The 12,734-nt window shown below is 65.5% G+C and carries 15 protein-coding genes; 10 read left to right on the top strand and 5 right to left on the bottom strand.

What is annotated here, in order from left to right:
• Nucleotides 1–83 precede the first annotated feature (83 nt).
• Nucleotides 84–794 (bottom strand): hypothetical protein, encoded by a 711-nt coding sequence (locus DIE08_RS36540; RefSeq protein WP_148096081.1) that lies wholly within the window; start codon nucleotides 792–794, stop codon nucleotides 84–86.
• Nucleotides 795–1,020: 226 nt separating this feature from the next.
• Between DIE08_RS36540 and DIE08_RS09705 the strand changes: the two genes are divergently transcribed.
• The 5 genes from DIE08_RS09705 (at nucleotide 1,021) to trhA (ending at nucleotide 5,836) form a co-directional block, all read left to right on the top strand.
• Nucleotides 1,021–1,698: a response regulator transcription factor gene (locus DIE08_RS09705; protein WP_311768934.1), complete on the top strand. Its 678-nt coding sequence runs from the start codon at nucleotides 1,021–1,023 to the stop codon at nucleotides 1,696–1,698.
• Nucleotides 1,699–1,990: 292 nt separating this feature from the next.
• A complete protein-coding gene (locus DIE08_RS09700; RefSeq protein ID WP_059598897.1) occupies nucleotides 1,991–2,419 on the top strand; it encodes a PRC-barrel domain-containing protein in 429 nt (142 codons plus the stop codon).
• A gap of 282 nt (nucleotides 2,420–2,701) precedes the next feature.
• Nucleotides 2,702–4,780 carry a carbon starvation CstA family protein gene (locus DIE08_RS09695; RefSeq protein ID WP_124901742.1) on the top strand — a complete coding sequence of 693 codons (2,079 nt, stop codon included), beginning with the start codon at nucleotides 2,702–2,704 and terminating at the stop codon, nucleotides 4,778–4,780.
• 12 nt (nucleotides 4,781–4,792) lie between these two features.
• Nucleotides 4,793–4,999 (top strand): YbdD/YjiX family protein, encoded by a 207-nt coding sequence (locus tag DIE08_RS09690; protein ID WP_059598899.1) that lies wholly within the window; start codon nucleotides 4,793–4,795, stop codon nucleotides 4,997–4,999.
• A gap of 216 nt (nucleotides 5,000–5,215) precedes the next feature.
• Complete coding sequence (gene trhA, locus DIE08_RS09685) at nucleotides 5,216–5,836, top strand: PAQR family membrane homeostasis protein TrhA (protein WP_059448906.1); 621 nt, start codon at nucleotides 5,216–5,218, stop codon at nucleotides 5,834–5,836.
• 45 nt (nucleotides 5,837–5,881) lie between these two features.
• On the opposite strand, the gene DIE08_RS09680 is transcribed toward trhA, so the two are convergent.
• Together DIE08_RS09680 and DIE08_RS09675 are read right to left on the bottom strand one after the other, a co-directional pair.
• The gene (locus DIE08_RS09680; protein ID WP_124901741.1) at nucleotides 5,882–6,313 is read right to left on the bottom strand and encodes a nuclear transport factor 2 family protein; all 432 of its coding nucleotides are present in this window, start codon (nucleotides 6,311–6,313) and stop codon (nucleotides 5,882–5,884) included.
• 118 nt (nucleotides 6,314–6,431) lie between these two features.
• Nucleotides 6,432–6,785 (bottom strand): DOPA 4,5-dioxygenase family protein, encoded by a 354-nt coding sequence (locus DIE08_RS09675; protein ID WP_059680239.1) that lies wholly within the window; start codon nucleotides 6,783–6,785, stop codon nucleotides 6,432–6,434.
• Between the two features lie 492 nt (nucleotides 6,786–7,277).
• On the opposite strand from DIE08_RS09675, the gene DIE08_RS09670 reads away from it, so the two are divergent.
• The 4 genes from DIE08_RS09670 (at nucleotide 7,278) to DIE08_RS09655 (ending at nucleotide 8,803) form a co-directional block, all read left to right on the top strand.
• Nucleotides 7,278–7,655, top strand: coding sequence for a hypothetical protein (locus DIE08_RS09670; protein ID WP_124624537.1), 378 nt, complete (start codon nucleotides 7,278–7,280; stop codon nucleotides 7,653–7,655).
• Nucleotides 7,656–7,669: 14 nt separating this feature from the next.
• Nucleotides 7,670–7,885, top strand: coding sequence for a hypothetical protein (locus DIE08_RS09665; RefSeq protein WP_124901740.1), 216 nt, complete (start codon nucleotides 7,670–7,672; stop codon nucleotides 7,883–7,885).
• Nucleotides 7,882–8,361, top strand: coding sequence for a hypothetical protein (locus tag DIE08_RS09660; protein WP_124901739.1), 480 nt, complete (start codon nucleotides 7,882–7,884; stop codon nucleotides 8,359–8,361). The genes DIE08_RS09665 and DIE08_RS09660 overlap by 4 nt, the downstream gene beginning before the upstream one ends.
• 181 nt (nucleotides 8,362–8,542) lie before the next feature.
• Nucleotides 8,543–8,803 (top strand): hypothetical protein, encoded by a 261-nt coding sequence (locus DIE08_RS09655; RefSeq protein ID WP_124901738.1) that lies wholly within the window; start codon nucleotides 8,543–8,545, stop codon nucleotides 8,801–8,803.
• Between the two features lie 150 nt (nucleotides 8,804–8,953).
• Here the strand turns inward: DIE08_RS09655 and hpnH are convergent, their stop codons facing one another.
• Nucleotides 8,954–10,114 carry an adenosyl-hopene transferase HpnH gene (hpnH, locus tag DIE08_RS09650; protein ID WP_044844979.1) on the bottom strand — a complete coding sequence of 387 codons (1,161 nt, stop codon included), beginning with the start codon at nucleotides 10,112–10,114 and terminating at the stop codon, nucleotides 8,954–8,956.
• A 12-nt stretch (nucleotides 10,115–10,126) separates the two neighbouring features.
• Nucleotides 10,127–11,068 (bottom strand): 4-hydroxy-3-methylbut-2-enyl diphosphate reductase, encoded by a 942-nt coding sequence (gene ispH, locus DIE08_RS09645; RefSeq protein WP_059598904.1) that lies wholly within the window; start codon nucleotides 11,066–11,068, stop codon nucleotides 10,127–10,129.
• 418 nt (nucleotides 11,069–11,486) lie between these two features.
• Between ispH and DIE08_RS09635 the strand changes: the two genes are divergently transcribed.
• A complete protein-coding gene (locus tag DIE08_RS09635; protein ID WP_059680243.1) occupies nucleotides 11,487–12,674 on the top strand; it encodes a glycosyltransferase in 1,188 nt (395 codons plus the stop codon).
• Nucleotides 12,675–12,734 lie beyond the last annotated feature (60 nt).

The following is a 12,734-nucleotide window of genomic DNA, read 5'->3' as shown; positions in this document are numbered from 1 at the left end:
CGTGGATGTGCCGTCAGACTCGGGCGCGAGCGTCACGTTTCGAGACTCGAGACGTGAATATTCGAGGACGTCGTCGAGCAGCATCAGCAGCGATTCCGAAGCAGCAACCGCCGCATCCGCACGGCCAGCCTGTTTCGGTGGCAATTGCGAGCGCTGCAGCAGCTCGAGCGGCGACCCGATCGTACGATCAGCGTGCGGATCGCGTTGCTGGAAAGGGAGTCAAGCGTTCCGGTGTGGCCACGACCAATGTGTCGACGAAGTACGGCAGGCTGGCAAATGGTGCCGCTGCGGTATTGCGAGATGTCGGCGCTTCTTGACGCGCCCGGCGCCATGTCGCTCTTCGCCGACATGAGAGCCTGGTATGAATTGGCCCATGATACGTTGTCGACATACTCGAAGCGCAGTCCGCCGATTCGCGAAATCGTACCGAGACATGACGGCACGACGCCAACGACCTTCCCGCGTTTGCGAAATTCGAACGGACGCCAATGCGTGTCGGCATAGGTGTGCACGACCGGATGCGCGGCGATCCATGCTTTCTCCTCAGGCGTCAACTTTGCACGTGGGATGATCTGTATCAGGCGATGCAGTGGCGTGAGAAATGCGCAGAGCGAGGGCGTCATCACAGATGGTCTGTTGCGTCGACGCAACGCGGTGCGGACGAGAGCAACGGCGTCAACAGTGCCTTTCGACGACGCGAGCGCCAAGGTCTCGGCGATTCGTTGCGGGTCGCGCCAGCACCCGGCGACATACGCCGTTCCGGTAGCGGAGACGGGGCGCGCGGGCCGTTCCACATGCTGTCGCTACCGCGAATGCCGAATCAGATTGCATGGTGCCCGCCACGACTGTTCGCACATAGGCTGTTTAGCTGGCGGGGTTAAAAATTATCCAGAAAGCCGGTAAGCTAATTCGAATAATCCGCTCCGGTTTGCGATGGCAAGAATGCGCCAACCGTTGATGGCCGTATCGCCAGAAAGAAAAGGGGTAGCAATGAGACCAGAGCTCCAACCGATCCGCGTCGTGATCCTGGACGACCATGCCGTCGTTCAGCACGGGATCGCCAGTTATTTGACGGAGAGGACCGGCATCGAAGTGGCGGCGAGCTTTGCGAGGTCGCGCGACCTGATCAGCTGGCTCGAGTCGAATCACGCGGACGTCGTGCTGCTCGACTACACGCTGGGCCCAGACGAAATCGACGGCCTCAATCTCGTCAAGCTGGTGAGTACGCGCTTCCCGGATTGCAGGATCCTGATGACGTCGAGCAGCGATACGCCCGCAACCGTCAACATGACCATGCGCGCAGGCGCGCTCGGTTTCTTCGGCAAGAGCGAAAATCTTCGCGAACTGGTACATGCAATCCGTGTGGTTGCAGAGGGACGCTCGTATATCAGCACCGAATTGGCAGGCAGGGTGATGGCGAGTGCGACGCCTGTCCAGAGTGTGGCGGCACCGAAACCGGCGGTCAGCGAAGACGCACCGGCAGCCGAATCGGAATCATCCGCCGACCTGCGCCTGAGCCCGCGCGAGCACGAGGTGCTGCGCTGTTATTTGGCGGGCATGTCGGTATCCGATATCGCATTGAAATTTTCCCGCAGCCGCAAGACGATCAGCGCGCAAAAGCAATCGGCATATCGCAAGCTCGGCATCCGCAGCGATGCCGAATTGTTCGCGTCCCGCAAGCTGCTCGAGAAGCAGTGAACGTCGTCTGATTCCGAATCTCGCTCGGCATTTTCTACGCCGACATTGATCTTCGTTCATTTCCGCACGCCGCTGTGTAATGCAGCCTGATGGCAGCACTTCTCGACTGGCGCTACCATGACCCGTGTTGCGTTACCCGACGCGCCCGTCCGGGCCCGTTGCGCGCACACGCAGCGGCGGCGCGGCCGGCCGCTGCTGCATCGACGAAGCGCGGGGTGCTCACCGATTCACCACCGCACCTGCGCCGCTTCGCTCCCGGCACCAACTACAACCTCACCGGAGTGCAATCAGCATGGCTTTCACCAAGACAATCGTCGCAGCCGCCGTTCTCGTATCGAGCATCAACGTTCATGCGCAGATCGCGGGCGCCCAGCCACTCAGCGTCACCGTCGAGCAATCGCAGGCGCTGCTCGAAGGCTGGAGCGTGAAGAAGAGCGTGCTCGGCAAGGCCGTGTACAACGACCAGAACCAGAAAGTCGGCACGGTGCGCGACCTGATCGTCGCGCCTGACGGCTCGGTGTCGGCCGCGATCGTGTCGGCTGGCGGTTTCCTGGGCGTCGCGGCCCATGACGTCGCGGTGCCGATCGCATCGCTCGACGTGCGCAATGGCAACATCTACCTGCCGGGCGCGACGAAGGCCGCGCTGAAGGCGACGCCGGCGTTCCAGTACGCGAAGGTGCCGTCGCCGCCGAAGCCGAAGAAGCTCGACGACAAGCACTGATGCATACGGCCCGGCGCGCAATGCGCCGGGCATGGCCAACCGCGGGGTGTGTTCGGTCGCGCGTCGGTCAATCACGGCCTCAACCCGAGTTCTCGCCCCACGGCTACGTAATTCTACGTAGCCACGCATACGTAGTTGTGCGCTTGTAAGGCTCCCCCGTCGCGCGGAATACTACGGCCCACCGCCGTGTCTTCCGCGAGACGCGGCACGACGCATCGACGTCACGCGGGTCCGGCGCCTCGCCGGATCCACTCAAAAACACATTGGAGACCAGGAGACGCCATGAATCGGGCTTCCAGTACCCTGCTCTGGACTGCGGTCGCGCTGCTCGGCGCGTTCGCGTTCGGGACGATCGCACTTGCGCACGGCGAACGCGTCAGCGCGCTCTGGATCGTGATCGCCGCAGTCTGCGTATATCTGATCGCATATCGCTTCTACAGCCGTTTCATCGCCAGCAAGGTCATGCAGCTCGACGGGCTGCGGATGACGCCGGCCGTCCGGCACAACGACGGCCTCGACTACGTGCCGACCAACAAGTACGTGCTGTTCGGCCATCACTTCGCCGCGATCGCCGGCGCCGGGCCGCTCGTCGGACCGGTGCTCGCCGCGCAGATGGGCTACACGCCCGGCATGCTGTGGATCCTGGCCGGCGTCGTGTTCGCCGGCGCGGTGCAGGACTTCATCGTGCTGTTCATCTCGACGCGCCGCGACGGCCGCTCGCTCGGCGACCTCGTCAAGATGGAGCTCGGCACGGTGCCCGGCGTGATCGCGCTGTTCGGCGCATTCCTGATCATGGTGATCATCCTCGCGGTGCTCGCGCTGATCGTCGTGAAGGCGCTGACGAATTCGCCGTGGGGCACGTTCACCGTCGCCGCGACGATTCCGATCGCGCTGTTCATGGGCGTCTACACGCGCTACATCCGTCCGGGCCGCATCGGCGAAGTGTCGATCATCGGCTTCGTGCTGCTGATGGCGTCGATCGCGTTCGGCCAGACCGTGCACGATTCGCCGGCGCTCGCCGCATGGTTCACGTTCAGCGGCACGCAGCTTACGTGGATCCTGATCGGCTACGGCTTCGTCGCATCGGTGCTGCCGGTGTGGCTGCTGCTCGCGCCGCGCGACTACCTGTCGACGTTCCTGAAGATCGGTACGATCCTCGGCCTCGCGATCGGCATCCTGGTCGTCGCGCCGGAACTGAAGATGCCCGCGCTGACGAAGTTCGTCGACGGCACGGGCCCCGTGTGGTCGGGCAACCTGTTCCCGTTCCTGTTCATCACGATCGCATGCGGCGCGGTGTCGGGCTTCCACGCGCTGATCTCGTCGGGCACGACGCCGAAGCTGATCGACAACGAAACCAACGCGCGCTTCATCGGTTACGGCGCGATGCTGATGGAATCGTTCGTCGCGATCATGGCGCTGGTGGCCGCGTGCGTGATCGAGCCGGGCATCTACTTCGCGATGAACGCGCCGGCCGCCGTGCTCGGCTCGACGCCCGAAGCTGTCGCGAACACGGTCACGCAATGGGGCTTCGTGCTGACGCCCGACATGCTGACGCAGACCGCGAAGGCCGTCGGCGAAACGACGATCATCGCGCGCGCGGGCGGCGCACCGACGCTGGCCGTCGGCATGGCGCACATCCTGCACCAGGTGATCGGCGGCGAAGCGATGATGGCGTTCTGGTATCACTTCGCGATCCTGTTCGAGGCGCTGTTCATCCTGACGGCCGTCGACGCCGGCACGCGCGCGGGCCGCTTCATGCTGCAGGACCTGCTCGGCACGTTCCACCCGGCGCTCAAGCGCACCGAGTCGCTGCCCGCGAACCTCGTCGCCACCGCGCTGTGCGTGGCCGCGTGGGGCTATTTCCTGTATCAGGGCGTGGTCGATCCGCTCGGCGGCATCAACACGCTGTGGCCGTTGTTCGGGATCTCGAACCAGATGCTCGCCGCGATCGCGCTGGTGCTCGGCACCGTCGTGCTGTTCAAGATGAAGCGCGAGCGCTACGCATGGGTGACGATCGTGCCGACCGCATGGCTCTTGATCTGCACGCTGACGGCCGGCTGGCAGAAGATCTTCGATTCGAACCCGAAGGTCAGCTTCCTCGCGCACGCGGCGAAGTTGCAGGCGGCGGTGGACGAAGGCAAGGTGCTCGCGCCGGCGAAGTCGATCGCGCAGATGCAGCGGATCATCTTCAACGACTACATCGATGCGGCGCTGGCCGGCCTGTTCATCTTCGTCGTCGTGGCGATCGCGGGGTACGGCCTGCTCGCCGTGCTGCGCGCGCGTCGCGAGTCGAAGCCGACCGTGCGCGAGACGCCGTACGAAGCGATGCCGGCCGCGCAGGCGCTCGGCAGCGGACGATAACGGGAGGCCGCGATGTTCACCGATCTCGGCAGCGACCTGCGCAGTGCGGGGCGTTACCTCGGGCAGGCGTTGCGGCTGATGGTCGGCCTGCCCGACTACGACACCTATGTCGCGCACATGCGCGAAACCCATCCGGACCGCGAACCGATGACGTACGAGGCGTTCTTCCGCGAGCGTCAGAATGCGCGGTACGGGTCGGGGGCAGGGAAGTGCTGCTGAATTGAGCCGGCGCAGCCGGCCCGTGAGGCGGTCCGGTGACGGACCGGGAAGCGCCGCGAAGGCATTCGCGGCGCTTTTTCTTTGGCGGGCCGGTGCGGTACGCGCGAGGCGCGCGTCACGGCGGCGTTTGACGTCGTTCAGCGCGGCAAAGTCCGGGCGCCGGTATCATATGAGGCATCATTTTTTCCCCGAAGAATCCGCGCAGGAGAACCCGTCGTGCATGTCGGTGAGCGTTTCAACAGCATTTCCCATCTCGTCGGCGCGGTGTTGTCGGTGGCAGGGCTGGTCGCGCTGGTGACGATGGGCGCGCTCGACCGCGATCCCTACAAGATCGTGAGCTTCAGCGTGTACGGTGCGATGCTGATCCTGCTCTACGGGATTTCGACGGCGTATCACAGCGTGCGCAACCCGCGCCTGAAGGCGATCCTGCAGAAGTGCGACCATTCGGCCATCTATTTGCTGATTGCGGGCAGCTACACTCCGTTCACGCTCGTCACGCTGCGCGGCCCGTGGGGCTGGTCGCTGTTCGGTGTCAGCTGGGGGCTCGCCGCATTCGGGATCGCGCAGGAACTCACGCTCGGACGGCGCACGCGCATCGTGTCGATGGTGCTGTACGTGCTGATGGGCTGGCTCGCGCTCGTCGCGATCCGCCCGCTGATTCATGCGCTGCCGCCGGTGGGTGCCGCATGGCTCGTGGCCGGCGGCGTCATCTACAGCGCGGGGATCTACTTCTTCATCAACGACGAACGCATCCGCCACGGGCACGGTATCTGGCATCTTTTCGTGCTGGCCGGCAGCCTGTGCCAGTTCGTCAGCGTCGCGATGTATGTCGCGTGAGCGTGAGCGTGAACGTGAACGTGAACGCGGGCGGCACGGCGCGTGTCATGCGTGCTCGGCCGCCTGTGCCGCGCCGCGCAGCGCCATGAACCCGACCCACCCCCAGTAGACGCGGTGATGCGCGATCAGCCCGTCGCGCAGATCCATCACCTCGACGAGATCGACCTGATCGCCTTCCGGCGTTTCGCGCGGATATTCCCACGTGAGTTGCCGGCCGTTCGAGAAGAACAGCCCGGTTCGATACCAGCGTCCGAGCTTGTTCCCGGGATTGCGCAGGCCCGCCGCGAAGAACGCGCCGATCGCGGCCTTGCCGCGCAGCACGCCGGAGCCGTGATCGGGCAGCGTGACGACGATCAGCGGCGTTTCGAGTATCGCGTCGTCCGCGTACAGCGACATCAATGCGTCGAGGTCGCGCGCGACGACGGCGACGTGCCAGTCTTGATGGACGCGTTGCGCATCGGTGTCGGCTTGTGTCATGGCGGCTTCCGGCAAACGTTGGTAAGGGAGCCACTGTATCGACGCCGTGCCGCCGGACGTTTCAGCCCAGGCCGAAACGTGGATGTCGCGTATGCCGGACGCGACCGCGTGCCGCCCGTCAGCCGGCCAGCGCGCCGAGATTCAGGTCATGCGACTTGCCGATCCACACCGCGCTGTCGCGGTGGTCGCGCAGATCGTCGCCGGTATTCGGATGCAGGAAGACGTCGAGCGCACCGTGATTCAGCACGAGCCACGGCACGATGGTGTCGAACTGCGCGGCGTCGAACGCGATCTGGTAGGACCAGGCCGGATGCGGGCCGACGAGACGCTCGTGAAAGCGGCCGAGCTCGATGATCGCGCCGAATCGTTCTTCGACGACGAGGCGGAACGCCCACGCTGCGTCGCGGCTCGCGGCGTCGAAGTAGACGTGTGCGTGCCAACTGTCGATGGCGGTGGTGTCGATGGCAGCCATGGTGGAACTCGAGAGAAGAATAGGGAACGGATAAGATCCGTGCCTGACGGCGCGATGCGCAATTATCTCGCGTCCTCGCGGGACACGTCTCGTCGCGAAGCGGTCAATCGGCGCGGTGGATTTGTCGTGTGTCAGGGAATCCTGTGCATTGGTCGAATCGTTTCCCGGTTGTGCCGGCGTGTGCGGCATCGTGCCGAAAGCCGCGCCAGGCAGGGCTTGCGCCGAAATCGCATCTGCAATACGTCATTTCAAAAACTGCAAAAGCGATTCACATGCCTCGCCGATTCGTCTGCAAAAACGCGATCAGGTAGTTGAATGAAATAAAGAAATTCCGCTCAGGCAGCATTGGCGAATCGCGTGGATCGCACCCCGTCCGTCGGTGCTGAAAATATCCATTGCGGAATCGGCTATTCAAGCGCGTGGTCACGCGACATACGATGATTGCACCGCATCGACGACGATCGATGCGGAAACAACCATCTGGAGGCCATGATGCGATCCGTTGTTTCCCTTGCTGTCCTGTCCGGCGCGCTTGCCGTGCTGCCCGCCGCGAGCTTCGCGCAGTCCGTCGATACCGAGTGGCAGTCGAACGTCGCGCCTTTGACCTGGTCGGCGGCGCGTGCCGAAACCGATGTGCAACTGAGGCAGATGACGCGCGCCGGCTATCGTGCGACGACAGCCGGCAACCAGAACTATCCGCTCGCGATGCAGCGTGCGCTCGAACGCGTGAGGTACCCGGTGCCCGACCGTTCGCGCGAGGAGAAGGCCGCGATGGAAGCGCGCGCGGCCAGCGCAGCGCAGAGCGGCCATCCGGTGAAGGCGTTCTTCGTGAAGACCGCGTACTACCTGAAGGGCGAGAACACGTTCTGATGCAGGAGCAGAGCATGGCATGCCTTGACCGACTCCCCGACGTGTTGCGCGCATCCGCGATGCGCCGGCTGCCCCAGGCGTGCGCGACGCGGCGGCGGGGCGACGTGTGCGGCGGCGCGCGACGCCGCGCGAACGGCCATCGCGACGCGAGCCGCGGCGCCGTCGCGTGCCGCACCGCGTGGCCGGCATTCGACGTGGACGACGACGCGGCAGGCGAGGGCCGATCATGAAGGCCACTCGAAAAGGCCGTCGCCACCCGCCGTTGACGCGCGAGTGGCTGCTGCCGCTGCCGCCCGCGCATGTGCGCGACATCTCGCTGAAATGCCACATGGCGCTCGTCGCGCTGCGCGGCGAGCACGGCAGCGAAACGTTGCTGATGCGGCTGCGCACGAGCGTCTACCTGGTGTTCCTCGCGCTCGACGACGCGGTATCCCCGGATGCGAGCATCGACCTGTGCGTCGACGCGGAGCGCGTGCTCGACGCGAGCATGGCGCGCGCGGCGCAAAGCGGCGCATGGACGCTGCACGACGACGAGTGCGCGGTGCTCGAGCGTGTGCTCGCGGCGAACGACGCGTGCGTCGCGACGCTCACGCGGCACCGGCTCGCCGAGCTGTGGCGCCACGTGTGCGCGTTCGCATCCAGCGAGCAGCCGGGGCTGGTCGCGCAGGCGGCGGCGCGAATGCGGGAACCGGCCGTACTGCATTGAGCGGTGGCAACGCGGCCGGCACCCTGGCTGCGTTTCATGCGTGTTCCGGTCCCCGGGGCTGCCGCTCGCCGGCCAATGTCACGACACGAACCGAACGGGTTCGGTCGATGACGATCCATCCGCGCGTTCGCGGCGATCGTGCGTGTCGCCGCGAATGCATTCGTTTCAGTCAGGAGGCGCGATGGCGCTATACAGGACCGGTGGCTACTTCACGTGCGGAAGCGGCCGCGCATTCAGCGAGAACCTGCCGCCGGGAAGCGAGACGACGGTTGCGGGCATCTATCGATGCACCGTCTGCGGCGACGAGATCGGCATCGCGAAGTCGCAAGCGCTGCCGTCCGACGACGCGCATCGGCACGATCTCGATCCGCCGTCCGACCCGCTGCTCGATCGCGGGCCGACCGCGTGGCAACTGATCGCGGCGGCGGAGTCGAGACACTAGGCGTGCGGGCGTTCGCATGCTCATGCGCGGACGAATGCGCGCGGCCTTGCGACGACGCCCGACAAACAAAAGCGCCACGGAGCGAACTCCGTGGCGCTTCTTCGATGCGGGCCGCAGCGGAGGCGCGAACCTCCGTGCGGCGATACGCGCTTAAGCCGCCGTTGCCGGCTTCGCCGGCTTCTGCAGCTTGCCCTTGCCGGCGCGCTGGATTTCCTCGAGCTTGATCTCGACGTGGCGCGAGAACACGTACTCGGCCGGGCGCTGCTTCGCGATCGAGATGTCCGGCGCGAACGCGCCTTCGGTCTTGATGCCCTTGCGGCTCACGGCGAACGCCTTCAGCGGATGCGCGATCGTGTCCATCACGGCGGTGGCTTCGAAGCCGCAGTGGACCATGCAGTCCGCGCACTTCTCGTAGTTGCCGACGCCGTAGTTGTCCCAGTTCGTGTCTTCCATCAGTTCCTTGAAGGTCTTCACGTAACCTTCGCCGACCAGATAGCACGGCTTCTGCCAGCCGAACACCGTACGCGCCGGGTTGCCCCACGGCGTGCACTTGTACGTCTGGTTGCCGGCCAGGAAGTCGAGGAACAGCGACGACTGGCTGAACGACCAGCGCTTGCCGCCTTCGCCGCGCTTCAGGATTTCGCGGAACAGGTTCTTCGTCTTGTCGCGGTTCAGGAAGTGCTGCTGATCCGGCGCGCGCTCGTACGCATAGCCCGGCGACACGGTGATGCCGTCGACGCCGATCGGACCCAGCGTGTCGAAGAACTTCGCGACGCGCTCGGGGATCGCATCGTTGAACAGCGTGCAGTTGATGTTCACGCGGAAGCCGCGACGCTTCGCTTCCTTGATCGCCGCGACGGCCTTGTCGTACACGCCGTCCTGCGACACGGAGTGATCGTGCATCTCCTTGTCGCCGTCGAGGTGGACTGACCAGACGAAATACGGATTCGGCTGGTAGTCGTCCATCTTCTTTTCCATCAGCAGCGCGTTCGTGCACAGGTACACGAATTTCTTGCGCTTCATGATGCCCTTGACGATCTCCGGCATCTCCTTGTGGAGCAGCGGCTCGCCGCCGGCGATCGACACGATGGGCGCGCCGCATTCGTCGACGGCTTCCAGGCATTCCTCGACGGACAGGCGCTGGTTCAGGATCGGGTCCGGATAGTCGATCTTGCCGCAGCCGTTACAGGCGAGGTTGCAGCGGAACAGCGGCTCGAGCATCAGCGCGAGCGGATAGCGTTTGTTGCCGGACAGGTGTTGGCGCATGATGTATGCGCCGACGCGGACTTGCTGGAGCAGCGGAATAGACAAGAGTTGTCCTCCTTAAACTTCGCGGGCGACAGCTTGCGTAAGCTTCGCCGGCAACTTGAATTCGACTTTTTCCTCACGGCCCGTCATCGTCGTGACATCGACGGGCCCCAGCGCGCGCAGCGCGCCGATTACATCCTCAACCATTTCCTCGGGCGCCGACGCGCCGGCGGTCAGGCCGACCGTCTGCACGCCCGCGAACCATTCGGGCTTCACTTCCGAGCCGTCGGCGACGAGATAGCTCGGCACACCGCTTTCGGTGCCGATCTCGCGCAGGCGGTTCGAGTTCGAGCTGTTCGTCGCACCGACGACCAGCAGCACGTCGACCTGGCTGCTCAACTCGCGCACGGCGGCCTGGCGGTTCTGCGTTGCGTAGCAGATGTCGCGCGTGTCCGGGCCGACGATGTCGGTGAACCGGCGCTGCAGCGCTTCGATGATGCCGCGCGTGTCGTCGACCGACAGCGTCGTCTGCGTGACGTACGCGACCGGCGTATCGATCGGCAGCGTCAGCGTAGCGACTTCTGCCTCGCTCTGCACGAGGATCACCTCGGCCGGAATCTGGCCGATCGTGCCCTCGACTTCCGGATGGCCCGCATGGCCGATCAGGATCAGCCGGCGGCCCGCCGCGACGTACTGGCGGCCCTGCACGTGCACTTTCGTGACGAGCGGGCAGGTGGCGTCCAGCACATCGAGCCCGCGCGTTTCGGCGTCGCGTTCGACCGTCTGGGCGACACCGTGCGCGCTGAAGATCGCCACGGCGCCATGCGGCACCTCGTCGAGCTCCTCAACGAATCGTGCCCCTTTATTACGCAGGTTTTCGACGACATGCCGGTTATGCACGATCTCATGACGCACATAGACCGGCGCGCCGTGCTGTTGCAGCGCGCGATCGACGATCTCGATCGCACGGACAACCCCCGCACAAAAGCCGCGGGGCTGGGCAAGGATGACTCGCATAAGTGAGCGAACTCCGACGACAGACGCCGGGGTTCGAGGAGCTGGCACTGCTCGCTCGCCCCGGCTTGATGTTATGAAGGCAGGAAACGAACCGGCCAGGCCAGGCCCCGGAACCCCGAATTAATCGCGCATTTTAACCCTATCGCGCCGTCCTTGCTCTGGTGCCGTATCGGCCGTGTTGCATTCGTCGCAGAGCCGCGTCGGCGCTCGCGGTCGCGGAACCCGGTAAACTGCGCGGTTTCGCGGGCAGCCTGTCCGGCTGCCCGGCGTCGCGCTCATTTCAAGGCCATTCGATGACCGTCGATTCTTACGCATATTGCCCTGCCGCCGATGCGGTCATGGGTGTTTTCACTCCGACCCTGATTATGGCCGGACGATCCGGTGCCGTTCGCGCCGGCATCCGGCAGGAGGCGTGCCGATGATGCTGGCAATTACGTTCCTGGTGTCCGGCCTGTCACTGCTGATCTGGATCGTGCTGCTCGTTGCGCGTGGGGGCTTCTGGCGCGCGCGCCCCGCGCGGGCGCTGCCGCCCGAGGCGCGCGGCGCCGCGGCCGAGGCCGGCTGGCCGGCCGTGGTCGCGGTCGTGCCGGCGCGCAACGAGGCAGACGTGATCGCCCGCGCGGCGACGTCGCTGCTCGAGCAGGATTATCCGGGCGACTTTCATCTGATCATCGTCGACGACCACAGCGACGACGGCACCGCCGACGCGGCGCGCGCCGCCGCGCTCGCGATCAACCGCGCCGACCGCCTGACGGTGCTGGCCGCGAAGCCGCTGCCGGCCGGCTGGTCGGGCAAGGTGTGGGCGCAGTCGCAGGGCATCGCCGCGGTGCGCACGCTCGGGTTGCCGGCCGACTATCTGCTGCTGACCGATGCCGACATCGGCCATCCGCCAGACGCCGTCGCCCAGCTCGTCACGCGCGCGCAGGCCGAACAGCGCGATCTGGTATCGCTGATGGTACGGCTGCGCTGCGACTCTTTCTGGGAAAAGGCGCTGATTCCGGCGTTCGTGTTCTTCTTCGCGAAGCTCTATCCGTTCTCGTGGATCAACAATCCGCGCAACCGGACGGCCGGCGCCGCGGGCGGCTGCATGCTGGTCAAGCGCAGCGCGCTCGAGGAGGCGGGCGGCATCGAATCGATCCGCGGCGCGCTGATCGACGACTGCAGCCTTGCCGCGCAGATCAAGCATCGCGGCAGCGGCCGGCATCCGATCCGGCTCGATCTGGCCGATCGCAGCGTGTCGCTGCGTCCGTACGACAGCTGGCGCGACATCTGGAACATGATCGCGCGCACCGCGTTCACGCAGCTCCACTATTCACCGCTGCTGCTCGCCGGCACGCTGCTCGGCATGACGATCATCTACCTCGTGCCGCCCGTCGCCGCGCTTGCGTATGGCGCGCGCGCCTGGCCGGCGTGGCTCGCATGGGCGTCGATGTGCACCGCCTATGCGCCGATGCTGCGCTACTACCGCCGCTCGCCTCTGTGGGCGCCAGCGCTGCCGCTCGTCGCGCTGTTCTACGTCGGCGCGACGTTCGCGTCGGCGTGGCGCTACTGGCGCGGCAAGGGCGGCCAGTGGAAGGCGCGCGTGCAGGCGCCGGTGGAGCGCTGACAGGCGCCGGCGGATGCCGGTCGTTCCTCCGGATTCCGGAAAGCAAAAAGCCCGATCGGT

Origin of the sequence: Burkholderia sp. Bp9004, from assembly GCF_003858025.1 — a bacterium.
Taxonomy (GTDB): Bacteria; Pseudomonadota; Gammaproteobacteria; order Burkholderiales; family Burkholderiaceae; genus Burkholderia; species Burkholderia diffusa.
This window is presented reverse-complemented; position numbering and strand designations above follow the sequence as displayed.

Bases quoted from the DNA above. Each gene is read 5' to 3' on its own strand.
- DIE08_RS09700 (WP_059598897.1), top strand. From the start codon at position 1,991: ATGGCTTTCACCAAGACAATCGTCGCAGCCGCCGTTCTCGTATCGAGC.
- DIE08_RS09695 (WP_124901742.1), top strand. From the start codon at position 2,702: ATGAATCGGGCTTCCAGTACCCTGCTCTGGACTGCGGTCGCGCTGCTC.
- DIE08_RS09690 (WP_059598899.1), top strand. From the start codon at position 4,793: ATGTTCACCGATCTCGGCAGCGACCTGCGCAGTGCGGGGCGTTACCTC.
- DIE08_RS09680 (WP_124901741.1), bottom strand. From the start codon at position 6,313: ATGACACAAGCCGACACCGATGCGCAACGCGTCCATCAAGACTGGCAC.
- DIE08_RS09675 (WP_059680239.1), bottom strand. From the start codon at position 6,785: ATGGCTGCCATCGACACCACCGCCATCGACAGTTGGCACGCACACGTC.
- DIE08_RS09670 (WP_124624537.1), top strand. From the start codon at position 7,278: ATGCGATCCGTTGTTTCCCTTGCTGTCCTGTCCGGCGCGCTTGCCGTG.
- DIE08_RS09665 (WP_124901740.1), top strand. From the start codon at position 7,670: ATGGCATGCCTTGACCGACTCCCCGACGTGTTGCGCGCATCCGCGATG.
- DIE08_RS09660 (WP_124901739.1), top strand. From the start codon at position 7,882: ATGAAGGCCACTCGAAAAGGCCGTCGCCACCCGCCGTTGACGCGCGAG.
- DIE08_RS09655 (WP_124901738.1), top strand. From the start codon at position 8,543: ATGGCGCTATACAGGACCGGTGGCTACTTCACGTGCGGAAGCGGCCGC.
- ispH (WP_059598904.1), bottom strand. From the start codon at position 11,068: ATGCGAGTCATCCTTGCCCAGCCCCGCGGCTTTTGTGCGGGGGTTGTC.
- DIE08_RS09635 (WP_059680243.1), top strand. From the start codon at position 11,487: ATGATGCTGGCAATTACGTTCCTGGTGTCCGGCCTGTCACTGCTGATC.